Genomic DNA, 21,622 nt, shown 5'->3' on the forward strand with positions numbered 1-21,622 from the left:
TCGCGAGCGGCTTCGCTACCGCCGACCTACACCACGCGGTGGGACACGACCTTAAGGTCGGCTAGAGGGCTGGCTGACCATGGCGTTAATATATTGCGGCATTATGAAATTTTAGACATTCCAGTAACAAATAAACTTAACATTCTTTCACTTGAGTTTTGGGGCTTGTTATTCAATTAACTGGGGCGCCCGAACCCGGCAAGATCAAGCGGGTTAGTCGAAATCCAATTTTGCTGATGCTTGTTGAGGGATGAGACGCTACGCATTTGCGGTGCAAATGATTTTGTAGCTTTATTACATAATGGTTCTTTAAGGAGTTGTTGGCATGCGCGTAGAAAACGATCATTGCGATGTGATCGGTGTCTCGGTCGCTCCCACGCAACTTAATAGTCTGTCTGCTGCGATCCTGCGGCAGCGGGGGATGGCGCGAGTGTCGCTGCCAGGCAATGTGGTGACCTGGGCGGCAGGCCGTCACCAGACGCTCAGGCGGATGTTTTCCGACCAGCGTTTCAACAGGGACTGGCGACAGTGGCGGGCGCTGCAGGACGGCGAGATCCCCGAGGATCATCCGCTGATCGGGATGTGCAAAGTGGACAACATGGTCACGGCGCATGGCGCCGATCACCGGCGCTTGCGCGGCCTGCTGTCCAGGAGCTTCGCGCCCAGTCGTATCGCCTTGCTGGCGCCACGGATCGAACAATGCGTCGATCGACTCCTGGCCGAGATGGCGCAGCGCGGCGGCAGTGCCGATCTGATGTGCGAGTTCGCCGTTCCGCTGCCCACCAACGTGATCGCCGAACTGTTCGGTTTGCCGGACGAACAGCGCGAGGAGATCGTCGCGCTTACCTACAGCCGGGCCAACACCTCCGCCACAGCCGCAGAGGTGCGACAGACGCGGCAGCGCATCCCGGAGTTCTTCCGTCGCCTGATCGCGCTCAAGCGGGGCCAGCTCGGCGACGATCTGGCTTCGGCCCTGATCGTCGCGCGCGACAACGGCGAGCTCGTTTCCGACACCGAGCTCATCGACATGCTGTTCATGGTGCTATCTGCGGGCTTCGTGACCACCACCGGCGCCATCGGCAATGGCGTGCTGGCATTGCTGACGCATCCGCAGCAACTGCACCTGGTGCGCAGCGGCCAAGTTCCGTGGTCACAGGCGATCGAGGAGATCCTGCGCTGGGGCAGCGCAGTGGCCAATCTGCCGTTCCGCTATGCCACCCAGGACGTGGAGATCGACGGATGCATGGTCCGCCGCGGCGACGCCGTCCTGATGGCGTTCCATGCGGCGAACCGGGACGAAAAGGCCTTCGGTCCCGGCGCCGACAGGTTCGATGTCACCCGGCGGCACAACCCGCACCTGTCGTTCGGCGAGGGGCCGCATTCCTGCCTGGGCGCTGAGCTGGCGCGCCTGGAATTGCGCTGCGCCTTCCCCGCGCTGTTCGGGCGGCTGGAGGATCTGGCGCTGACCATCGCCGCGGAGGACGTCGTCTACATGCCGTCTTACGTCATTCGCTGCCCGCAGCGCCTGCCGGTCACCTTCCGCCCTTCCATCGCTTAGAGAGTGAAGTGCCACCATGTCCGAACAACCCTTGCCGACGCTGCCGATGTGGCGCATTGATCACATCGAGCCCTCGCCCGAGATGTTGGCGCTATGCGCCAATGGTCCGATCCACCGCGTGCGGTTCCCGTCCGGGCACGAAGGCTGGTGGGTGACAGGCTACGACGAGGCCAAGGCGGTGCTGTCCGACGCAGCATTCCGGCCCGCGGGAATGCCGCCGGCGGCATTCACCCCGGATTCGGTGATTCTCGGTTCGCCGGGTTGGCTGGTCTCGCACGAGGGGGGCGAGCATGCCCGGTTACGCACGATCGTGGCGCCGGCCTTCAGCAACCGCAGGGTGAAGCTGCTCGCGCAGCAGGTCGAGGCGATCGCCGCGCAGTTGTTCGAGACGCTGGCGACCCAGCCCCAGCCCGCCGACCTGCGGCGCCACCTCTCCTTTCCGCTTCCAGCCATGGTCATCAGCGCGCTGATGGGCGTGCTCTACGAGGATCACGCCTTTTTCGCCGGGCTGTCCGACGAGGTGATGACGCACCAGCATGAAAGCGGCCCGCGCAGCGCGTCGCGCCTAGCCTGGGAAGAACTGCGCGCCTACATTCGCGACAAGATGCGGGACAAGCGCCAGGATCCGGGCGACAACCTGCTGACGGATCTGCTCGCGGCGGTCGACCAGGGCAAGGCAACCGAGGAAGAGGCGATCGGCCTGGCGGCGGGCATACTGGTGGCGGGGCACGAGAGCACCGTGGCGCAGATCGAATTCGGCCTGCTGGCCATGTTCCGCCATCCGCAACAGCGCGAACGCCTGGTCGGCGATCCATCCCTGGTGGACAAGGCGGTGGAGGAAATCCTGCGCATGTACCCGCCGGGCGCGGGCTGGGACGGCATCATGCGCTATCCGAGGACCGACGTGACCATCGCGGGCGTGCATATTCCCGCGGAGAGCAAGGTGCTGGTCGGCCTGCCGGCGACGTCGTTCGATCGGCGCCATTTCGACGACCCGGAAATCTTCGACATCGGACGCGACGAAAACCCGCACCTGGCGTTCTCCTACGGGCCGCACAACTGTACCGGCGCGGCGCTGGCCAGGCTGGAACTCAAGGTGGTGTTCGGTTCGATCTTCCAGCGCTTTCCCGCGCTACGCCTGGCCGTGTCGCCCGAAGAACTGAAGTTGCGCAAGGAGATCATCACTGGCGGGTTCGAGGAGCTCCCGGTGCTCTGGTGACGCGCGGACGCCGCCGGGATCGGGATCTTCTCCGCAATTTGCCGGCGCCCCTGTGCGCGCACCGGTCAGATCAGCCAGCCAACAGGTAACCAGGATGGACGTGCAAGAAACCACAGCAGCATGCCGGGACGCCTTCGCCGAACTGGCGTCGCCAGCATGCATCCACGACCCGTATCCGTTCATGCGGTGGTTGCGCGAGCACGATCCGGTGCATCGCGCGGCGTCGGGCCTCTTTCTGTTGAGCCGCCACGTCGACATTTACTGGGCGCTGAAGGCGACGGGCGATGCGTTTCGGGGACCGGCGCCGGGCGAACTGGCGCGCTATTTCCCCCGTGCGGCGACCAGCCTGTCGCTCAATCTGCTGGCGTCCACGCTAGCGATGATGGACCCCCCGACGCATACGCGTCTGCGCCGGCTGATCTCGCGCGATTTCACCATGCGCCAGATCGACGACCTGCGGCCGAGCATCGCGCGCATCGCCGCAGCGCGCCTGGACGGCATGGCGCCCGCGCTGGAGCGCGGGGACGCGGTGGACCTGCATCGGGAATTCGCGCTGGCCTTGCCCATGCTGGTCTTCGCCGAACTGTTCGGCATGCCCCCGGATGACATGTTCGGGCTCGCCGCCGGCATCGGCCCCATTCTGGAAGGCCTGAGCCCGCACGCCAGCGATCCCCAGCTCGCCGCGGCGGACGCGGCCAGCGCCAAGGTGCAGGCCTACTTCGGCGACCTCATACAGCGCAAGCGCACCGACCCCCACCACGACATCGTGTCGATGCTGGTCGGCGCACACGACGACGATGCCGACACGCTGTCGGATGCGGAGTTGATCAGCATGTTGTGGGGCATGCTGCTGGGCGGCTTCGCCACCACTGCTGCGACCATCGACCATGCAGTCCTGGCGATGCTGGCGTATCCCGAACAGCGGCACTGGCTGCAGGGAGACGCCGTGGGGGTGAAGGCATTCGTGGAAGAAGTCCTGCGCTGCGACGCGCCCGCCATGTTCAGCTCCATTCCGCGGATCGCCCAGCGCGACATCGAACTGGGCGGCGTGGTGATTCCGAAGAACGCGGACGTGCGCGTGCTGATCGCGGCAGGCAATCGCGACCCGGACGCCTTCGCCGATCCCGACCGCTTCGATCCCGTGCGGTTCTACGGCACCAGTCCTGGCATGTCGAGCGACGGGAAGATCATGCTGAGCTTCGGTCACGGCATCCACTTTTGCCTCGGTGCGCAACTGGCCCGGGTGCAGTTGGCCGAGAGCCTGCCGCGGATCCAGGCGCGCTTCCCCACGCTGGCATTGGCCGAGCAGCCGACCCGGGAGCCCTCCGCGTTCCTTAGGACGTTCCGCGCGCTGCCGGTGCGGCTGCATGCGCAGGGGGGCTGAGATGCGCGTCGTGGTCGACCAGGATCTGTGCGGAACCACCGGGCAGTGCGTGCTGACGCTGCCGGGGACCTTTCGCCAGCGCGAACCGGACGGCGTGGCTGAAGTGTGCGTGGTGACGGTCCCACAGGCGCTGCACGCCGCCGTGCGGCTCGCGGCCAGCCAGTGCCCGGTCGCCGCCATTCGGGTCATCGAAAGCGACTCTGGCGATGGCGAGCGCGCCAGCGCCGACCCTGCGCCTTCTCCGGCTGAGGCCTATCGGCATGCCGCGAAAGACCAACGCAATCCAGGAGGCCACGATGGGACGGTTTGAAGGCAAGGTGGCCGTGGTGACCGGCGCCGGCGCCGGCATCGGCAAGGCATGCGCCCTCGCCCTCGCGCGCGAGGGCGGCAGAGTCGTGGTGGCCGACATTGATGGCTCGGCGGCCATCGCCTGCACCGCGCAGATCGCGGCCGAAGCCGGCCACGCGCTGGCCCTGGCCATGGACATTGCCGATGCGCAGGCGGTGGCAGCGCTGTTCAAGACGGCGGAGCGGCACTTCGGTGGGGTCGACCTGCTGGTGAACAACGCGAGCGCCATGCATCTGACCCCGCGCGACCACGCGATCCTCGACCTGGACCTGGCGGTCTGGGATCAGATCATGGCGATCAATCTGCGCGGGACGCTGCTCTGCTGCCGGCAGGCCATCCCACGGATGATCGCCCGCGGCGGTGGCGCTATCGTCAACATGTCGTCGTGCCAGGGGCTCAGCGGTGACACCGCGCAGACGTCCTACGCCGCGTCGAAGGCGGCGATGAACATGCTGTCGGCCTCGCTCGCCACCCAGTACGGTCACGCGCAGATCCGCTGCAACGCGGTTGCGCCGGGTCTCATCATGACCGAGCGTCTCCTCGCCAAGCTGGACGAGTGCATGCAACGGCATCTGCGCCGGCACCAGCTCCTGCCGCGCGTCGGCCGCCCCGAGGACGTGGCCGCGCTGGTGGCTTTCCTGCTCTCCGACGATGCTGCGTTCATCACTGGCCAGGTCGTGTGCATCGACGGCGGCATGCTGGCGCATGTGCCGACGTACGCCGACGGTGGCAACAGCCGCGCCGCGCGGCCTGCCGGCGACATCGCCGAAGCGGCCGCGGCGCCGCGCTGCTGATGGACATGCTGCTCAACCCGCTGGATCGTCGGCACCGGCTGCGGCACGACATCCCGGTCCTGCCCGGCGCTTTCCCCCTCGTCGGGCATCTTCCCGCCATCGTCTGCGACCTGCCGCGCCTGCTGCGGCGCGCGGAACGGACGCTGGGCAGCCACTTCTGGCTGGATTTCGGCCCGGCCGGCCACCTGATGACCTGCACGGATCTGGATGCGTTCGCACTGCTCCGGCACAAGGACGTGTCCTCGGCGCTGATGGAAGAGATCGCGCCCGAATTGCTTCGCGGAACGTTGGTCGCCCAGGACGGCGGCGCGCACCGGCAGGCGCGCGATGCGATCAAGGCGGCGTTCCTGCCCAAGGGGCTGACCCAGGCCGGCATCGGCGACCTGTTCGCGCCCATCATCCTGGAGCGGGTGCAGGCGTGGCGCGACGGCGGCGACGTAACCATCCTACGCGAAACCGGCGATCTGACGCTCAAGCTCATCTTCAGCCTCATGGGAATCCCCGCGAACGACCTGCCGGGATGGCATCGCAAGTACCGGCAACTGCTGCAGTTGATCGTCGCGCCCCCGATCAACCTGCCCGGACTGCCCTTGCGGCGCGGCCGCGCCGCCCGCGACTGGATCGACGCGCAGTTGCGCCAGTTCATCCGTGACGCCCGCGCGCAGGCCGCGCGCACCGGCTTGATCAACGACATGGTGAGCGCCTTCGATCGCAGCGATGATGCGCTCTCCGATGATGTCCTGGTCGCCAATATCCGCTTGCTGCTGCTTGGCGGTCACGACACCACCGCCTCGACGATGGCCTGGATGGTGATCGAGCTGGCGCGCCAGCCTGTGCTGTGGGACGCCCTGGTCGAGGAGGCGCAACGCGTGGGCGCGGTGCCGACCCGGCATGCGGACCTGGCGCAGTGTGCGGTCGCCGAGGCGCTGTTCCGCGAAACGCTACGCGTGCATCCGGCGACCACGGTCCTGCCCCGTCGCGCGCTGCAGGAATTGCAGCTCGGCCAACGGCGCATTCCCGCGGGCACCCATCTGTGCATCCCGCTGCTGCATTTCTCGACCTCGGCGCTGCTGCACGAGGCGCCTGATCAGTTCCGCCTGGCGCGGTGGCTGCAACGCACGGAGCCGATCCGGCCGGTGGACATGCTGCAGTTCGGTACCGGCCCACACGTCTGCATCGGCTACCACCTGGTATGGCTGGAACTGGTGCAGTTCTCCGTCGCCTTGGCGCTGACCATGCACAAGGCCGGGGTGCGGCCGCGGTTGCTGAGCGGCGTCGAAAAGGGCCGGCGCTATTACCCGACCGCACATCCGTCCACGACAATCCGCATCGGATTCTCATGAGCTTGCATCGCACGCCCCGTGTGGCGAGGCAGCGGCGCCGGCGACGCCCGGCATTGCTGCCTCGGCGCGCGCGCTCGGTGCGACACCGGTAACACCGCGGCGGCTCGGCGCTCGCCGTGGCCGTGTCAGGTACAAGGACATGAACAACATGCAGACCGGTTCCACGCTACACGACGACCGAACTGGCGTTTCCGCGCTCGGCGGATTGGGCGCGCAGGCGCGCGGCGCGTCCGGCAGGCTGCTGCCGGAGATCTGGATGCAGGACGGTGCAAAGCGGGTCGAACAGGCGCTGGCGCGTCTTCTCTGCGCCGAAGACGACGGTGAGACCGAGCTGATGACGGCGATGCGCTATGCCACCTTGCATGGCGGGAAGCGCACCCGCGCCTTGCTCTGTCTGGCTGCCGGCGCACTGGCCGACACGCCGGCGCACATGCTCGACGACGTCGGCGCCGCCATCGAGATGATGCACGCCTGTACCCTGGTCCACGACGACCTGCCCGCGATGGACGACGACGTGCTTCGCCGCGGCCTTCCGACCGTGCACGTCAAGTTCGGCGAAGCCACTGCGATCCTGGTCGGCGATGCGTTGCAGGCGCACGCCTTCCTGACCCTGGCGAGCCTGGATGCGCCGGGCCACGACCGTATCGCGCTCGTGCGCGAACTGGCGCAGGCGGTGTCCGCCGAGGGTGCCGCAGGCGGGCAGGCCATGGATCTGTCGCTGGTCGGAAAGCACGTCGAGCTGGACAGGATCGTGGCGATGCACCGGATGAAGAGCGGAGCGCTAGTGCGCGCGTCCGTTCGCATGGGCGCGCTATGCGCCATCGCGGAGGATGCCGCGCACGCTGCGCTGTACTGTGCGCTCGATCGCTACAGCGCCTGTTTCGGCCTGGCGTTGCAGGTGGTCGACGACATTCTCGACGCGACAGCGGATACCGCGACGCTGGGCAAGACCCCCGGCAAGGACGCGGCGGCGAAGAAGCCGACCTGCGCGTCGATCATGGGGCTGCAGGCAGCGCGCCAGTTCGCGCTGGATCTGTTGCGCGACGCCGGGGAGGCCATCGCCCCGCTGGGGCCGCGTTCGGAACGATTGGCGCAGATGCTGCAGCGGGCCAACGCGTATCTGTTGAAGCACGCGCCCTGCGCATGAGCGCGCGCGTCCGCTTGGAGTCGCCCCTGTGCCGCTGCGATCGGCCGGCGGCAGCGGTGCATGCTGCACTGCGTCCGAGTCCGCGGCGCCGATCACAGCGGTTGCCCAGCACGGCCGCAGCGCACGCGTCGGACCGGCGCCAGCATCGGGGCGCGTCGCCGCGCCGGAGCAGGGCGACCGTCCGGCGCTGCCCGTGCGCCGGGCCGCGATGGGCCTGCGGCGACGTGCCCGGCGTCTGCCCGATCCTGGTTCTCGCCAACCTTCTGCAGAAGGAACATCCCGCTTGAACGCGCTGTCCGAACAGATCCTTTCCGAATTGCGCCACCTGCTGAGCGAGATGAGCGACGGTGGCAGCGTCGGTCCGTCCGTCTACGACACGGCGCGAGCTCTGCAATTCCACGGCAACGTCACCGGTCGGCAGGACTCATACGCGTGGCTCCTCGCGCAGCAACAGGCCGATGGCGGATGGGGAAGCGCGGACTTCCCGCTGTTCCGCCATGCGCCCACGTGGGCGGCGTTGCTGGCATTGCAGCGTGCCGATCCTCTTCCCGGCGCTGCCAACGCAGTCCACGCTGCAACCCGGTTCCTCGAGCGCCAGCCCGATCCCTACGCGCATGCGGTGCCGGAAGACGCGCCGATCGGCGCGGAGCTGATCCTGCCGCAGTTGTGCGGCGAGGCCGCACCCTTCATGGGCGGCGTGGCGTTTCCGCGCCACCCGGCGTTGTTGCCATTGCGGCAAGCGTGCCTGGTCAAGTTGGGGGCGGCGGCGACGTTGCCGAGCGGCCATCCGTTGCTGCACTCCTGGGAAGCCTGGGGAACGTCGCCGACCACCGCATGCCCGGATAACGACGGCAGCATCGGCATCAGTCCGGCGGCCACCGCCGCGTGGCGTGCGCACGCCGTGACACAGGGGAGCACGCCGCAGGTCGAACGCGCCGACGCGTATCTGCAGGCGGCATCGCGGGCGACGCGCAGCGACATCGAAGGTGTCGTGCCAAACGTCTGGCCGATCAATGTGTTCGAGCCATGCTGGTCGCTGTACACCCTGCATCTGGCCGGGCTGTTCGCGCATCCCGCGCTCGCCGAGGCGGTGCGCGTGATCGTCACGCAGCTCGACGCCCGCCTGGGCGTGCGCGGTCTGGGCCCGGCCTTGCACTTCGCAGCCGATGCGGACGACACCGCCGTTGCGCTGTGCGTCCTGCGCCTTGCAGGCCGCGACCCGGCGGTCGATGCATTGCGCCATTTCGAAATCGGCGAGCTGTTCGTCACCTTTCCCGGCGAGCGCAATGCCTCGGTGTCGACCAACATCCATGCCCTGCATGCGTTGCGACTGTTGGGAAAGCCCGCCGCCGGCACCAGCGCCTACGTCGAGGCCAATCGCAACCCGCACGGTCTATGGGACAACGAAAAATGGCACGTTTCGTGGCTGTATCCCACCGCGCATGCGGTCGCTGCGCTGGCGCAAGGCAACCCCCAATGGCGCGACGAGCGCGCGCTGGCGGCGCTGCTGCAGGCGCAGCGCGACGACGGCGGCTGGGGCGCCGGTCGCGCGTCCACATTCGAGGAAACCGCCTATGCGCTGTTCGCGTTGCACGTGATGGACGGGAGCGAAGGGCCGGCAAGGCGCCGGCGCATCGCGCAGGCGGTGGCGCGTGCGCTGGAGTGGATGCTCGCCCGCCATGCGGCGCATGCATTGCCGCAGACGCCGCTGTGGATCGGCAAGGAACTGTATTGCCCCACCCGGGTCGTGCGCGTGGCCGAACTTGCCGGGTTGTTGCTGGCGCTTGGTTGGGGGCGGCGCGTCCTGGCCGAGGGACCAGGAGCGGCGCCATGATCCAGACCGAACGCGCGCTGCAGCAGGTGCTGGAGTGGGGGCGTTCCCTGACCGGGTTCGCCGACGAGCATGCCGTGGAAGCGGTCAGGGGCGGCCAGTACATCCTGCAGCGTATCCAACCGAGCCTGCGCGACACCAGCGCCCGCACCGGCCGCGATCCGCAGGACGAAACGCTGATCGTGGCGTTCTATCGCGAACTGGCGCTGCTGTTCTGGCTCGACGATTGTAACGACCTTGGCCTGATCGCGCCGGAGCAGCTCGCCGCGGTGGAGCAGGCGCTGGGGCAGGGCGTACCGTGCGCGCTCCCCGGATTCGAGGGCTGCGCTGTGCTGCGCGCTTCGCAGGCCGCCCTCGCCTACGATCGACGCGACTATGCTCAGCTTCTCGACGATACCCGGTGCTACTGCGCGGCGCTGCACGCCGGACACGCGCAGGCGGCAGGGGCGGAACGCTGGTCCTACGCCGAGTACCTGCACAACGGCATCGATTCGATCGCCTACGCGAACGTGTTCTGTTGCCTGTCGTTGCTGTGGGGGCTGGACATGGCGACCTTGCGCTCGCGTCCGGCGTTTCGCCAGGTCCTGCGGCTCATCTCCGCGATAGGGCGCCTGCAGAACGATCTGCATGGACGCGACAAGGACAGGTCGGCCGGCGAGGCCGACAACGCGGCGATCCTGCTGCAGCGCTATCCGGCTATGCCAGTGGTGGAGTTCCTCAACGACGAGCTGGCCGGCCATACGCGCATGCTGCACCGGGTGATGACGCAAGAACGCTTCCCCGCGCCATGGGAACGGTTGATCGAGGCCATGGCGGCCATACGCGCGCAGTACTACCAGACCTCGACCAGCCGCTACCGCAGCGACGGTGCGGGGGGAGGCCAGCGTGCGCCGGCCTGAACGCGCGGGAGACGGCGGCGTGCGCGCGCTGCCGTCGGTCCGATCCGACGCAACGCCGTCGCCCGATGAGACGATGGAGCGAGCATGAGCGACACCGCCCTGAGCCAGCGCAAGGACGACCAACTGGACATCGTGCTGGATCGGCGAACGGCGCCAGCCACGGTCGCCGGCTGGGAGTACGTCCGTTTCGAACACTGCGCATTGCCCGAGTTGGACTTGACGCAGATCGACCTGCGCGCCTCGCTGCTGGGCAAGACCATGCGCGCGCCGCTGCTGATCAGCTCCATGACCGGCGGCATGCCACGCGCCGAGGCCGTCAACCGGCATCTGAGCGAGGCAGCGCAAGCCTTGGGGATCGCCATGTGCGTCGGTTCGCAGCGCGTGAGCCTGCAATCCCGCAACTCCCAGGGGCTGACGCGCGCGCTGCGCCGCCTGGCCCCAGACATTCCCTTGCTGGCCAATATCGGCGCCGCGCAACTGCGCGAGGCCGACGGCCTGGACCTGGCGCGCCGGGCGGTGGATGCGCTGGAGGCCGATGGACTCATCGTCCATCTCAATCCGCTGCAGGAAGCGGTACAGCCGGAGGGCGACCGCGACTGGCGCGGCGTCCTGGCGCAGATCGCTCGCGCCGCGCGCAGCGTGGGCGTGCCGATCGTGGCCAAGGAAGTGGGGGCGGGCCTGTCCGCCTCGGTGGCCTGTGCGCTCGTCGAGGCGGGCGTGGCGGTGATCGATGTCGCCGGCGCCGGCGGCACCAGTTGGGCCGCGGTGGAGGGCGAGCGCGCCCGCGATGCCGCCGACCGTGCAGTGGCGATGGCGTTCGCCGATTGGGGGATTCCGACCCCGGCCAGCGTGCAGGCGGTACGTCGGGCGCTGCCAACGGTGAAGCTGATCGCGTCGGGCGGGATCCGCGACGGCGTCGACGTGGCCAAGGCCATCCACCTGGGCGCGGACATCGCCGGGCAGGCGGCCGGCGTGCTGCGCGCGGCGACGGTGTCCACCGAGGCGGTTGTCGCGCATTTCGAGATCGTCATCCGCCAGTTGGCCGTCGCCTGCTTCTGCACCGGCTCGGCTGATCTGGTGGCGCTGCGTCAGGCGCGCTTGTTGCCCTCGGCGCATCTGCCCGCCGGTTGATGCCGGCGTCGCCCGCACGTGGCGGCGGGCGCCTAGCACGCTGCTGAAATACCTACGCCAAACATAGACTAAGCGGTTCGATGCGCGGGAGCGATGTGTTCATGGAGCAGCTGTTCACGATGAAGCGGTTGGAGGATTTCGTTCCAGCCGATCATCCACTGTGCCCGATCCGGCTGATGGTCAATGAAGCGCTGGTGCGGCTAGACCAGACGCGAGGAATGACAGAAACTCTCCGTAGGACTTCGACAGGTTCAGGCCATTGAAGCTCGTTATTGAGTACCAACCAGGCGGTGCCGGAATTGATTGCGGATATGGTCGTTGAAAAAGCGGCCTTTGGCGAAGGCGGCTTTGAACGCGGCGAAGGTCTCCGGCGTCACGTCCTCAAACTCGTACTGTTTGCCGCTGGCGACGAACCACACCGAAAGGACTTTGCGCTTCGGATCATTCCGTTTTGCGTATCGAGGTGGATGGCATGATGCAGCTCGAGCAAAAGTCTTCAACGAACGCAGAGCCTGTCACGTTCCTTCGTGGTGTTGCTCCCGAGCAGCGCAGGAGGATTTGCTCCGGGCCACCTAACGCATCGCGGCATCGTAAACGCGGCAGGCACGGTCTTCCGGGTCTCTCTTCTACGCCGGCAGCGAACTTGAACTTCCAAATCACTTCGACCCCTTTGGCTTGGCGCTGTTGAATAGCCAATCGACCCTCATGCATACCCAGCAGATGAAAACCCGAGTGCGCGGCGTAGATCTCCGGGGCAATCAAGGGTGCAAAGGACATAGCAAAGCCGCAAGATTTGAGCCGGATTAAACAGGACGTGCTCTAGCGTGGCCAGGGACATCATGATTACGGGGCGACCTGCCAACCTCGCACCGTGATAGCTGTCCACTGTCGCAATCCCGACAGAATGGTATCGTCGCTAACTCACGGAACCAGCCGCGCAAAGCCAACCTGTTGAAATACAAATGCCTTTTAGCTGGCATGGCTCTTGCTGCTTGAGCTGTAACGTGCGCTCCGGCACAGAGCCGCTTCCAGCGGATCTCACGACCATTGCGCATATGTAGGCCAAAGGACTTTTCGATAGCGAGTCAGGTGACGATGAGTAATCGTCCCGTTCACCGAGTTCATTGGACCTGAGTTATGGAGGAGGTCATACAATGAGGAAGGCGATTTCGTTCGGGGCGGAAGTCTTGCCGGTGACGGCGTCATCGACGACCCTTCGCGAGCTCATTTTTTCCAACGACCTCACATTTTTGATGGAAGCGCATGATGGGCTTTCGGCAGCGATTGCCGAGCGTGTCGGCTTTCGCGGGCTCTGGGCCTCTGGTCTTTCCATCGCCTCGGCGCTCGGCTATCGCGACGCCAACGAAGCGAGTTGGACCCAAGTCGTCGACGTCGTCGAGCGCATAGTCGATGCGACGGACATCCCTGTTCTTGTCGATGGTGACAGCGGCTTCGGAAATTTCAACAATGCTCGCTTGGTCGCGCGGAAGCTTGAGCAACGCGGGGCCAGCGGCATGTGCCTTGAAGACAAGAGCTTTCCGAAAATGAATTCCTTTGTCGGGGATCGGCATCCGCTTGCTGACATCGACGAATTCTGCGGCCGGCTCAAAGCAGTGAAAGACACGACGGGACCGGATTTCGTCGTCGTCGCGCGGATCGAGGCGCTGATCGCGGGTCACGGTCTCGATGAGGCGCTGGTTCGGGCCGAGGCTTATGCAGAAGCCGGCCCCGACGCAATCCTCATACACTCCGGCAAGGCCGTCGCAGACGAGATCCTGACCTTCGCCAAGGAATGGAACAACAAGCTGCCGATCATCATCGTCCCCACCAAATACTACAAAACGCCGGCTTGGGTTTTTCGTGATGCCGGCATTTCGACCGTCATCTGGGCTAACCATTCGATGCGGGCGGCGATCGCTGGCATGCGCGATATCTGCGGCCGCATCTGGTCGGAAGAAAGCATCGCCGGGATAGAAGACCAGGTTGCCGGCCTCGATGAGCTGTTCAGCCTGATCGGCTACGACGAACTGGCTCAGGCGGAACAACAGTATCTGCCGAACCGGACAGCACAGCCACAGGTACCGAAAGAACCAAAAAAACTTGTTGTGGAGGGCGGCACATGCTTGCGCAACGAATGAGCTTATTGGGTTCAAGCGGCACGGCAGCAGCGCGCGCTGCAGCAAACGCGGCCGCCCACGCCGGTAGGGAGATTATCGACTTCACCGCCGGTGAAATCTGGAGCGATCTGGCTCCGACAATCCGTGACGGTGCGATCAAAGCCATCAACAGAGGTGTCAATCGGTATACTGACACAATCGGCGTCATGGAGTTGCGCGAGACGCTGGCAATGAAGATTTCGCGCGAGACCGGGCAGCTATGGGAGGCCGAGGAGGTGGCGGTTACCGCCGGGGCCAAGCAGGCCTTGTTCAATGCTGCCATGGTACTGCTCAATCCGGGTGATGAGGTCATCATCCCGGCTCCCTACTGGACAACCTTCCCGGCCCAGATACGGATTGCCGGCGGCACGCCGATTTTTGTGGACACCCGCTCTAGCGACTACATTCCGCGCATCAACGCTATCAAAGCCGCCGTTACTGAACGAACCCGAGCGATCGTTGTCAACACACCGAACAACCCGTCGGGCGCCGTCTACGATATCCAAACGCTGGTTGGTATCGCCGAGCTCGCAATCAGTCGCAATCTGTGGATCATTTTCGACGAATGCTACGGCGACTTTGTGCATGGGCTTCACACCCACCACCCTATCGTCTCGGTCGTCCCAGAGGCCAGGTCGCGAACCCTGATCGCCAACGCCTTCAGCAAGTCGCTGGCCTTGACCGGTTGGCGCATCGGCTATCTGGCGGGTCCAAATCATGTGATTAATGCCGTCAAAGCCTTGCAATGCCATACGACCTCCAATCCCAATGTGATCGCCCAGTACGCCGTGCTGGAGCATCTGCAGCGAGAAGATGGGGGCTACCGGGGCAAGCTGCGTTCTCAGCTGGCAAGCGCTAGGCAGGTTGGTCTCCAGGTGCTTTCCTCGCTGACGCGGATACCGCTGCCCAAGGCCCAGGGCGGTTTCTATTTCTATCTCGACCTTTCAGATCTGCTGCGCACGATAGCCGGAAAAGGTGCCACAGCGACCGCCGACGACATCGTAAACATGCTCCTTTCTGAAGCCGGCGTGGCGGCCGTATCTGGCACCGCCTTCGGTGATCCCTTTGGTCTCCGCCTCTCTTATGGGGCTCCGCCTGAGAAACTAGAGACCGGCCTCAAACGGCTCGTCGAAGTCCTCAACGCTTGGGAATGACGCGGCGCGCAAAAAGGGGAATGAAATGACTGTCAGTGCTCCCAAAAAAGCCGTCATTCTCGCCGCCGGCTTCGGCTCTCGATTGCGTCCGCTGACCGATTTGCGTCCTAAGCCGCTGGTGGAAGTAAACGGCACACCGATCCTCCACAACGCCCTGCAAAATCTTGAGGCGGTCGGCGTTGAAGACGTGACTATTGTCGTCGGCTATCGCAAGGATGCTATCCAATATGCCTGCGGTAGCCGTTTCGGTGGACTTCAGATTAACTATGTCGAGTCTTCCGTCTTCGATTGCACGGGCAGTGCTTATTCTCTTTGGTTGGCGCGCGAAGCGCTGCTATCCGGCGATTGCTATCTGCTCGAGGGCGACGTCTTCTTTGAGAAGGATGCGCTCAGCTCTCTGATGATTGGCGATGCGGCAAATGTTGCCGCTGTCGCGCCATTCGATCCTTTGATGGAAGGGTCGGCAGTCGTTTTGTCGGACGACGGTTTCATCTCCGAAGTCCGATTGAAGCAGACGGCGGCAAACCTCGTCTCCGGCGCTCCAACCCTCTTCAAGACAATAAATCTGATCCGCTTTTCAGGTTCGGATCTCCGGGCAATGATCGTCCCGTCACTCGACGACCTGATCGGTTCTGGTGCGACCAAAGCCTATACCGAAGAGCTTTTAGCCCACTTGATCGGCGCACGAGGCCTTAAACTCGCGGCCGCACGCTGCGACGATTTGCGATGGTGCGAAATCGACAGCACTGGAGACCTGCGCATCGCGGAAAGGATCTTCGCTCCGGTTTCACAGACACTTTTCAGCCAGGCAGTCTAAGACGTCTGGCGCCTAAGAAGGAGGCCGAAGTGATCCGGCAGCTTTTCGATCCGGCGAACGCCGTAACGGCAACAGGTCTGGTGCTCTCGGCAATCGGCATTAACTTTTCAGTCGCCGGCCTTCCGGAGATCGGCGTCGCCATCGTGCTTTGGGCGCTGCTGGCCGATCACGTAGACGGTGTCGTTGCCCGCCGGACTCGCGGCCGATTGGCAGAAACAGGGCAAGTCGGCAAGAATCTAGACTCGCTCGCGGATCTCGTAAGTGCGGGTCTCTTCCCCGCGATCACATTGATAACAGTCGGTCGTGGGTCAGCGACCTCCGTTGCTGCAGGAACCGTCCTCATTGTAGCCAGCGCTTTGCGGCTAAGCTACTTCAATGTATTCGGATCTCCGGGCGGTCGATTCATCGGCGTGCCTACCACCTATGCGGTCCCAGCGACGGCCGCCCTGTTCCTGCTCCGCCCAGTCATACCCGAGGCGATCTTTCCGGACCTGTTCGCGCTCGTTCTTGTGGGGCTTGCCATCCTGCATATTGTCCCCCTTCGAGTGCCGAAGACAGCCGGCGTCATGTACGTCGTCGTCACGGCATTTTGTGTCGGAGCATCCATCGAACTCGCAACAAGATCTTGAGGAACTGCCGGTTCGGTTATTGGCGTAATTTTAGTCCGCAACACTCAGAAAGCCCTTGCCATGCCCGCGATAAAAGTAGCCTCTCCCGTTGACTTTCATGACATCAAACAGGTCCGTGAGTGGGTCAACAACACGGTTGCATGCGCACCATACCGCGCACGGAAATGTCCTGGAGATCGGGTCAGGGCCAGGTCACCTGGCGGATCATATCCTCCGAAATTGCCCGATCGACACGTACACCGCGCTCGATTTTTCCGCAGTAATGCATACGGTCGCGAAGGAGCAGTTGGGCGATTAGCGGACAGGACAAGGATCGTCGAGCGCGACTTCCGGAAGCCTGACTGGACTGCCGGGCTAGGCTTGTTCGATGCCGTCGTCACAATGCAAGCGGCCCACGAGGTTCGGCACAAGACGCACCTACCATTGCTTTTGCAGCGGGCACGGCAGCTGATCCGGCTCGGCGGAGTCTTTCTTTTCTGTGATCACTATATGGAGATTGGCAGCAAGAAGAACCCGGAGCTGTACGTGACGAGCGATGAGCAACCGCTTTTGTTCCGGGATACCGGTTTCACCGAAATTACCCGACTGCTCGACGAGGGCGGTATGGCGTTATTCAAAGCCACAAATACGTCCCTTGCTGGATAGCCAAACCGATGGCGGCGACGCGGAGCCTTGGGCTCAGCTGGAATACGTCGGCTGAGGCCGCCCGGCTTCTCTGCCGCGAGTAACTAACAATATTCAAGAAAAGCAACGATGAACCCATGGATCTGGGACTGACGGGTAAGAAAGCTGTAGTGTGTGGCGCCAGTCGAGGTTTAGGTCTCGCCTGTGCGCGGGCGCTCGCTCGGGAGGGGGCCGATCTCACCTTAGTCGCTCGCGATCACGCCAGTCTAGCGGCCGCCGCAAAATTGCTGCAAGCCGAGCAGGACACCCGAATAGCCGTCGTCGCAGCGGATCTAGCCACCCTCGAAATCGCGAGCGTCATTCGTCGCGTCTGTCCTCAACCTGACATACTCGTTCTGACAACTCCCCGCCTCGCAGAAGGCCGGGCGGCCGTATCGACGGATGAGGGACTGGGCGCCGGCTTGGCAGCTGGATTGATGTCGCCTCTGAGTGTGGCGCTTGCCGTTCTTGACGGTATGTGCGAGCGAAGGTTCGGCCGAATAGTTACCATCTTGGGAACTTCGACGAAGGCTCCGCAACCCTCGCACATAATGGCTAATATTGCCCGGACCGGATTGGCGGGTGGGCTGGCGAGCCTCGCGCGTGAAGTGGCGCGCTTCAACGTCACGATCAACAACGTGCTTACGGGACCCGCCGAAACGGAGGGACTTGCGGCGACGTGGCAGGCACGCGCTAGTTCGTCGGGGAAAAGTGTAGAAGCCATTCGCGCGGAAGCGATGGCACGGATTCCCACTGGGCGCCTCGCTAGACCCGATGAGGTTGCCGCGTTGTGCACTATCTTATGCGGCACTCAGTTTGGGCAAGTCACCGCGCAGAACATTGTGGCCGATGGAGGAGCATATCCTGGGCTTTTTTGAGTCTGCTGCCCTGAATATCATACACCAACCAATAGGAGCGATGATGTCTTGCAACGAAGCAATCGATAATGCGGCAATTGTACCTATCGCGAGGGCTGTAGGAGTTGTGCCACGACGGAGCTCCGGCGGATCTTGGGCTGGGCTGGCATGGCTAGCGGCGACAGACGAAGCTAAATCGACAGATATATCGATCCAGATCCCGTCCGCATTCGTAAAAGTCGATCGTCTACTAAAGGAGCTCGGCAGTCGTCGCGAAAACATGATTTCGGTCACGATGTATTTGACTGAGGAAGGTCATCGTGGCGTTCTAAATCGCTTTTGGGACGATTGGATTGGTCCTGATCAGCGCAACTGGCCCCAAAGGTGCTGCGTAGTCGTGGCGCTGTCCCCCGGGACGCTTTTTGAAATTGCCGTTGTAGCTGCGGTCGGCTGACAGACATGGACCGGACCGATATTGCATCATATGAGGTTTCAGGGTCGAAAACACTCCCGAACGGTCAAGTTTCTGGCAGCAAAAAAACTCGTGATCATGAAACGTATTGCGCTTCAGCTCACAATAGGACCTCGCGCGGTTGGAGCTATCGAAAAGGGGGCGGCCCGCTAGCGGAACTCGCTGTAGCGGTAGAGGAACTGACGGCCCGAACGAGATTTTCCAGCGCTGGCCGTCGGTTGACAACTTGGCGAGTTCCCGTGTGCCCGCGGCAGACAGGACATTGATGCGACCACCCTGCGACCCAGCTGCCAGCCGTTCCCGCTTGTAGAGGCCGTCGTCTCAAATTCCGAAACGACGCCATTTCTATGGTCGTGAAATTTCGCCCTCATGGCCTATCCTTCGTTTTGCCTTGCTAGAGCGTCCTCCACGGCGGAGGAACCACCGTGTCTCATCACCGATGAGATCGATCTCTTGAGACCAGCTGCCATTTCGCACGTCGTAGCGCTCCAGCTCTGGCGGGGGTTCATTAAGCTTCGCCAGGGACGTGCCGGTCATCGAGTCGGGAATAGCTATCCCGAGTAGGTCGAGAACTGTCGGGGCAATATCTATTATTCCGGCTGGCATACTGGTGACGCGAGCCATCGGAATCATACCGGGCGCCCTGACCATCAGAAGCGTATTCATCTCGTATTTGTTCAAACCGCCATGGATGCCGCCACCGACGGGCACCATGTTCGTCCTGGCAAACCATGCTGGTCCAAGCTCTCGTCTGACCGCATCACAAAGAACAGATCGGGAGCGCGATCGTGCGCCAGGCCTGCGAGTTCAAGCGAGAATGTGCCCGGCAATTGCCCCTCGATATCGTTGCGGCTCTTCGAGAAGAGCATGCCGATAAACTCTTGTCCTATAGCCAGGCACACACGCGCTCGATCGTTCGGCAATCTTTGTTCAAGACACGGATCTCGCCGCTGTTTCCACCAGTTGTCGCTAGGATTGTTCCGTCGAGATCTCCTTCTTTCGCCGGAAAACCCGCCCGAGTCAGATGACCATTGAGATCGACCTGGGCCGTGGTTGAGATTTGCCCGTGGTCGGACGCGGCAATCACCGCGTAGTCTTCGCAGTCTGCCTGTGCGGAGATCCATTCGAGTAGCCGACCGAAGCATCGATCGACGAAGCTCAGCGCTCGGCACGATTTTAGGGAGCCAATTTCATCGTAGTGGAATGCAACGTCGGGTTCACTATACCAGATGAGCGTCACATTCGGTCCCAGCTTCGGAATACATAATCCGTCGCCAGCTGAGTTGCATACTCGATATCGCTCAAACGTGGTGACCCCTTGTCTGCAGCGAAGGGGCCGAGCGCCGCAACCGCTTCGTCTACTGCGCCTGGAGTCGGCGTGGAATCACGTCCGTGAATGGAAAAGGTCCAGTGCTTGTGCTCGGCGGCACGCGGATTGAGAAAATGTGTTGCGCCAGGGGTGCCCGTCTGGATAACCGCCAACCGCTTTCCGGCTCTTGCCAGGTGATCCCCTAGGGTTTCGCACGTGATGAAGCGGCCGCCTGTAGCCTGTTCGGCTATCAACACATCTTTCCGGCGTCGGGAGTCAAAAGTCTTCGTCGTTGGTACAGGAGGGACCAGAAACGAATTTCCGATCATTCAGTGCCGCGCAGGTATAGTGCCTGTCGAAATGCTGGTGGTCGCCACACGAGTGACGCTCGGAAAGACGCTTCTCGCCTCGCGGAACCATGTCCGGCTTTGAGCAAAAGTTGCAAGATTTGGGGTGCGCTCCTCGGTAAGCAAATCGGGACGAAGAGCGTCGAAGATGACGACGGCGACGACGACGACGACGACGACGACGACGACGACGACTTTCTTTATATTTTGCATGCTTTGCAACTCGATTTTATAAATAGCGGATGCGGCAAGAGCACGTTCGCTCTTGCCGCAAATAATCTAGAGCATGCTTTCCGCTTGGTCGGCCAACTGACGAAGCGCTTCATCGGGCTTGGCTCTCTGATAGATAACGTCCAGCAGGTTGGTTGCGATCGACTCATCGATTCGTAGCCCGTTCTCTCCTGGAAAGGCATATCGCTCGGCGGCGTACTTGGCCTCCTTCAGCGCAACAGCGTGCAGCGGGTGGTGGGCGTAGAAGTCGCCGAGAAACGTTTTTTCGTTCTTTGCCGTCAGGTTGATCGGGAGATAGCCGGTCGCCTTGACCATGATCGTTTGGGCTTGAGGACCGGTCGCGAATTTTAGATAGCGCCAAGCGGCAGCCTTTTTTGCCGGATCGCTGGCAAGTATTACCGCGGTATTGCCGCCGGCCGGGATTCGGCTTTTCTCGTTGAGGCCCGGGTAAGCGTACGACTTAATCTCGAACTGTCCGCCGCTTGCGGCGACCAGACCTTCGGTGTTGGAACTTGAGCCGACGAGGATGCCCAGCTGCCCAGCACTGAACTGCTGGCGCGCCTGATTCCAGGTAATACTCGGCATTTTGCCTTCTGCGCCGAACCGCGCAAGCAAACGTGTCGCCCGAAGTCCGGGCTCTCCATCGAACAGCACCGATCTTTCGTTTTCCGACATCATTCGGCCACCCGCCGCATACACCATGCACTGCCAATTCCAGGTATCTTCCATGCGGATATAGATGCCGGCAGTGCCCTTATCCAACTGGCTGACCTTGGCAGCGAGGGCCACCACTTCATCCCATGACTCAGGAGCCCTGTCCGGATTGCCGCCCGCCTTTCGAACGAGGTCCGCGTTGTAGAAGATAACCGGCAGCGAGGTGGAGAAGGGGATGCCGAATTGCCCTCCGTCAATCTGACCGATGCGGAGCATCGGCTCGTCGTAACCGAGAGCGGCTCTTTCCGGCTCGGCAGCAATCAGCCTGTCCAGTGGCTGAGCCACCCTATGCTCGACGAGAGTGCGCAGCGTGTTGTTGCCAAAAAAGCCGATGTCGGGAAGCGTATTGGTTTGGGACGCCAGCAAGGCCTGCCTGACCAGTTCAGCATAGTCGGAAACGGGGGACCGGAACTCAACCTTCACGTCCGGATTCTGCTTCATGAATTCGGCCGCGATTTGCTCTTGGTATTTGATAGTTCCGGCCTCGACCAAGACGGAAACCGTGGATTGTTCCGCAGCAGAGGCGGCTAGAAGCCCTGCGGCTAAAACGCCCGCCGTAGCAAATGTGCGCATGATCATACTTCACTCCTGTTTGGAACGAATTGGGTTCAACTGGTTA

Annotated in this window: 23 protein-coding genes and 1 pseudogene; 18 read left to right on the top strand and 6 right to left on the bottom strand. The window is 63.2% G+C overall.

What is annotated here, in order from left to right; translation table 11 throughout:
- Positions 1–325: 325 nt before the first annotated feature.
- From AC0L2R_RS24310 to AC0L2R_RS24360, 11 genes and pseudogenes are all read left to right on the top strand, one after another.
- Positions 326–1,558 carry a cytochrome P450 family protein gene (locus AC0L2R_RS24310; protein WP_473511998.1) on the top strand — a complete coding sequence of 411 codons (1,233 nt, stop codon included), beginning with the start codon at positions 326–328 and terminating at the stop codon, positions 1,556–1,558.
- 16 nt (positions 1,559–1,574) lie between these two features.
- Positions 1,575–2,777 (top strand): cytochrome P450, encoded by a 1,203-nt coding sequence (locus AC0L2R_RS24315; RefSeq protein WP_473512000.1) that lies wholly within the window; start codon positions 1,575–1,577, stop codon positions 2,775–2,777.
- Between the two features lie 94 nt (positions 2,778–2,871).
- Positions 2,872–4,161, top strand: coding sequence for a cytochrome P450 (locus AC0L2R_RS24320; RefSeq protein WP_473512002.1), 1,290 nt, complete (start codon positions 2,872–2,874; stop codon positions 4,159–4,161).
- A 1-nt stretch (position 4,162) separates the two neighbouring features.
- Positions 4,163–4,471, top strand: coding sequence for a ferredoxin (locus tag AC0L2R_RS24325; RefSeq protein ID WP_473512003.1), 309 nt, complete (start codon positions 4,163–4,165; stop codon positions 4,469–4,471).
- Positions 4,458–5,303 (top strand): SDR family oxidoreductase, encoded by an 846-nt coding sequence (locus AC0L2R_RS24330; protein ID WP_473512005.1) that lies wholly within the window; start codon positions 4,458–4,460, stop codon positions 5,301–5,303. The genes AC0L2R_RS24325 and AC0L2R_RS24330 overlap by 14 nt, the downstream gene beginning before the upstream one ends.
- The gene (locus AC0L2R_RS24335) at positions 5,303–6,646 is read left to right on the top strand and encodes a cytochrome P450 (protein ID WP_473512007.1); all 1,344 of its coding nucleotides are present in this window, start codon (positions 5,303–5,305) and stop codon (positions 6,644–6,646) included. The genes AC0L2R_RS24330 and AC0L2R_RS24335 overlap by 1 nt, the downstream gene beginning before the upstream one ends.
- A 148-nt stretch (positions 6,647–6,794) precedes the next feature.
- Positions 6,795–7,793: a polyprenyl synthetase family protein gene (locus AC0L2R_RS24340; RefSeq protein ID WP_473512046.1), complete on the top strand. Its 999-nt coding sequence runs from the start codon at positions 6,795–6,797 to the stop codon at positions 7,791–7,793.
- Between the two features lie 283 nt (positions 7,794–8,076).
- Positions 8,077–9,627: a hypothetical protein gene (locus AC0L2R_RS24345; protein ID WP_473512009.1), complete on the top strand. Its 1,551-nt coding sequence runs from the start codon at positions 8,077–8,079 to the stop codon at positions 9,625–9,627.
- Complete coding sequence (locus tag AC0L2R_RS24350; protein ID WP_473512011.1) at positions 9,624–10,523, top strand: terpene synthase family protein; 900 nt, start codon at positions 9,624–9,626, stop codon at positions 10,521–10,523. The genes AC0L2R_RS24345 and AC0L2R_RS24350 overlap by 4 nt, the downstream gene beginning before the upstream one ends.
- An 84-nt stretch (positions 10,524–10,607) precedes the next feature.
- On the top strand, positions 10,608–11,654 hold the full coding sequence (fni, locus tag AC0L2R_RS24355; protein WP_473512012.1) for a type 2 isopentenyl-diphosphate Delta-isomerase: 1,047 nt from the start codon (positions 10,608–10,610) through the stop codon (positions 11,652–11,654).
- Positions 11,655–11,734: 80 nt separating this feature from the next.
- Positions 11,735–11,863, top strand: a pseudogene (locus tag AC0L2R_RS24360) (IS5/IS1182 family transposase); the annotation flags it as partial.
- Between the two features lie 60 nt (positions 11,864–11,923).
- Here the strand turns inward: AC0L2R_RS24360 and AC0L2R_RS24365 are convergent.
- Complete coding sequence (locus AC0L2R_RS24365; RefSeq protein WP_473512013.1) at positions 11,924–12,154, bottom strand: KTSC domain-containing protein; 231 nt, start codon at positions 12,152–12,154, stop codon at positions 11,924–11,926.
- A 654-nt stretch (positions 12,155–12,808) separates the two neighbouring features.
- Here AC0L2R_RS24365 and aepX point away from each other — a divergent pair.
- The 7 genes from aepX (at position 12,809) to AC0L2R_RS24400 (ending at position 18,384) form a co-directional block, all read left to right on the top strand.
- Positions 12,809–13,792, top strand: a complete 984-nt coding sequence (gene aepX, locus AC0L2R_RS24370) for a phosphoenolpyruvate mutase (RefSeq protein ID WP_473512015.1) — start codon at positions 12,809–12,811, stop codon at positions 13,790–13,792.
- A complete protein-coding gene (locus tag AC0L2R_RS24375) occupies positions 13,774–14,964 on the top strand; it encodes a pyridoxal phosphate-dependent aminotransferase (protein WP_473512016.1) in 1,191 nt (396 codons plus the stop codon). Before aepX ends, AC0L2R_RS24375 begins: the two co-directional genes overlap by 19 nt.
- A gap of 25 nt (positions 14,965–14,989) precedes the next feature.
- Positions 14,990–15,781: a phosphocholine cytidylyltransferase family protein gene (locus AC0L2R_RS24380; RefSeq protein ID WP_473512017.1), complete on the top strand. Its 792-nt coding sequence runs from the start codon at positions 14,990–14,992 to the stop codon at positions 15,779–15,781.
- A gap of 29 nt (positions 15,782–15,810) precedes the next feature.
- The gene (locus AC0L2R_RS24385; RefSeq protein ID WP_473512018.1) at positions 15,811–16,410 is read left to right on the top strand and encodes a CDP-alcohol phosphatidyltransferase family protein; all 600 of its coding nucleotides are present in this window, start codon (positions 15,811–15,813) and stop codon (positions 16,408–16,410) included.
- Between the two features lie 360 nt (positions 16,411–16,770).
- On the top strand, positions 16,771–17,055 hold the full coding sequence (locus tag AC0L2R_RS24390) for a hypothetical protein (RefSeq protein ID WP_473512020.1): 285 nt from the start codon (positions 16,771–16,773) through the stop codon (positions 17,053–17,055).
- 116 nt (positions 17,056–17,171) lie between these two features.
- Entirely contained in the window at positions 17,172–17,951 is a 780-nt protein-coding gene (locus tag AC0L2R_RS24395) for an SDR family oxidoreductase (RefSeq protein WP_473512021.1), read from the top strand.
- Between the two features lie 43 nt (positions 17,952–17,994).
- On the top strand, positions 17,995–18,384 hold the full coding sequence (locus AC0L2R_RS24400; RefSeq protein ID WP_473512047.1) for a Rid family hydrolase: 390 nt from the start codon (positions 17,995–17,997) through the stop codon (positions 18,382–18,384).
- Between the two features lie 695 nt (positions 18,385–19,079).
- Here the strand turns inward: AC0L2R_RS24400 and AC0L2R_RS24405 are convergent.
- The 5 genes from AC0L2R_RS24405 to AC0L2R_RS24425 all read right to left on the bottom strand — a co-directional run bounded on the left by AC0L2R_RS24405 (position 19,080) and on the right by AC0L2R_RS24425 (position 21,582).
- Positions 19,080–19,271: a hypothetical protein gene (locus tag AC0L2R_RS24405; RefSeq protein WP_473512023.1), complete on the bottom strand. Its 192-nt coding sequence runs from the start codon at positions 19,269–19,271 to the stop codon at positions 19,080–19,082.
- A gap of 17 nt (positions 19,272–19,288) precedes the next feature.
- Positions 19,289–19,642 carry an alkaline phosphatase family protein gene (locus tag AC0L2R_RS24410; RefSeq protein WP_473512024.1) on the bottom strand — a complete coding sequence of 118 codons (354 nt, stop codon included), beginning with the start codon at positions 19,640–19,642 and terminating at the stop codon, positions 19,289–19,291.
- Positions 19,639–19,965, bottom strand: coding sequence for a hypothetical protein (locus AC0L2R_RS24415; RefSeq protein WP_473512026.1), 327 nt, complete (start codon positions 19,963–19,965; stop codon positions 19,639–19,641). Before AC0L2R_RS24415 ends, AC0L2R_RS24410 begins: the two co-directional genes overlap by 4 nt.
- A gap of 75 nt (positions 19,966–20,040) precedes the next feature.
- Positions 20,041–20,271: an alkaline phosphatase family protein gene (locus AC0L2R_RS24420; protein WP_473512027.1), complete on the bottom strand. Its 231-nt coding sequence runs from the start codon at positions 20,269–20,271 to the stop codon at positions 20,041–20,043.
- Positions 20,272–20,337: 66 nt separating this feature from the next.
- Positions 20,338–21,582, bottom strand: a complete 1,245-nt coding sequence (locus tag AC0L2R_RS24425; RefSeq protein WP_473512028.1) for an ABC transporter substrate-binding protein — start codon at positions 21,580–21,582, stop codon at positions 20,338–20,340.
- Between the last annotated feature and the right edge of the window lie 40 nt (positions 21,583–21,622).

This window comes from Mesorhizobium sp. WSM4820, from assembly GCF_055811075.1.

Bases quoted from the DNA above. Each gene is read 5' to 3' on its own strand.
- AC0L2R_RS24405 (WP_473512023.1), bottom strand. From the start codon at position 19,271: ATGCTCTTCTCGAAGAGCCGCAACGATATCGAGGGGCAATTGCCGGGC.
- AC0L2R_RS24340 (WP_473512046.1), top strand. From the start codon at position 6,795: ATGCAGACCGGTTCCACGCTACACGACGACCGAACTGGCGTTTCCGCG.
- AC0L2R_RS24380 (WP_473512017.1), top strand. From the start codon at position 14,990: ATGACTGTCAGTGCTCCCAAAAAAGCCGTCATTCTCGCCGCCGGCTTC.
- AC0L2R_RS24320 (WP_473512002.1), top strand. From the start codon at position 2,872: ATGGACGTGCAAGAAACCACAGCAGCATGCCGGGACGCCTTCGCCGAA.
- AC0L2R_RS24350 (WP_473512011.1), top strand. From the start codon at position 9,624: ATGATCCAGACCGAACGCGCGCTGCAGCAGGTGCTGGAGTGGGGGCGT.
- AC0L2R_RS24335 (WP_473512007.1), top strand. From the start codon at position 5,303: ATGGACATGCTGCTCAACCCGCTGGATCGTCGGCACCGGCTGCGGCAC.
- AC0L2R_RS24310 (WP_473511998.1), top strand. From the start codon at position 326: ATGCGCGTAGAAAACGATCATTGCGATGTGATCGGTGTCTCGGTCGCT.
- AC0L2R_RS24420 (WP_473512027.1), bottom strand. From the start codon at position 20,271: ATGCAAAATATAAAGAAAGTCGTCGTCGTCGTCGTCGTCGTCGTCGTC.
- AC0L2R_RS24400 (WP_473512047.1), top strand. From the start codon at position 17,995: ATGTCTTGCAACGAAGCAATCGATAATGCGGCAATTGTACCTATCGCG.
- fni (WP_473512012.1), top strand. From the start codon at position 10,608: ATGAGCGACACCGCCCTGAGCCAGCGCAAGGACGACCAACTGGACATC.
- AC0L2R_RS24315 (WP_473512000.1), top strand. From the start codon at position 1,575: ATGTCCGAACAACCCTTGCCGACGCTGCCGATGTGGCGCATTGATCAC.
- AC0L2R_RS24425 (WP_473512028.1), bottom strand. From the start codon at position 21,582: ATGATCATGCGCACATTTGCTACGGCGGGCGTTTTAGCCGCAGGGCTT.
- AC0L2R_RS24325 (WP_473512003.1), top strand. From the start codon at position 4,163: ATGCGCGTCGTGGTCGACCAGGATCTGTGCGGAACCACCGGGCAGTGC.
- AC0L2R_RS24375 (WP_473512016.1), top strand. From the start codon at position 13,774: ATGCTTGCGCAACGAATGAGCTTATTGGGTTCAAGCGGCACGGCAGCA.
- AC0L2R_RS24395 (WP_473512021.1), top strand. From the start codon at position 17,172: ATGGATCTGGGACTGACGGGTAAGAAAGCTGTAGTGTGTGGCGCCAGT.
- AC0L2R_RS24330 (WP_473512005.1), top strand. From the start codon at position 4,458: ATGGGACGGTTTGAAGGCAAGGTGGCCGTGGTGACCGGCGCCGGCGCC.
- aepX (WP_473512015.1), top strand. From the start codon at position 12,809: ATGAGGAAGGCGATTTCGTTCGGGGCGGAAGTCTTGCCGGTGACGGCG.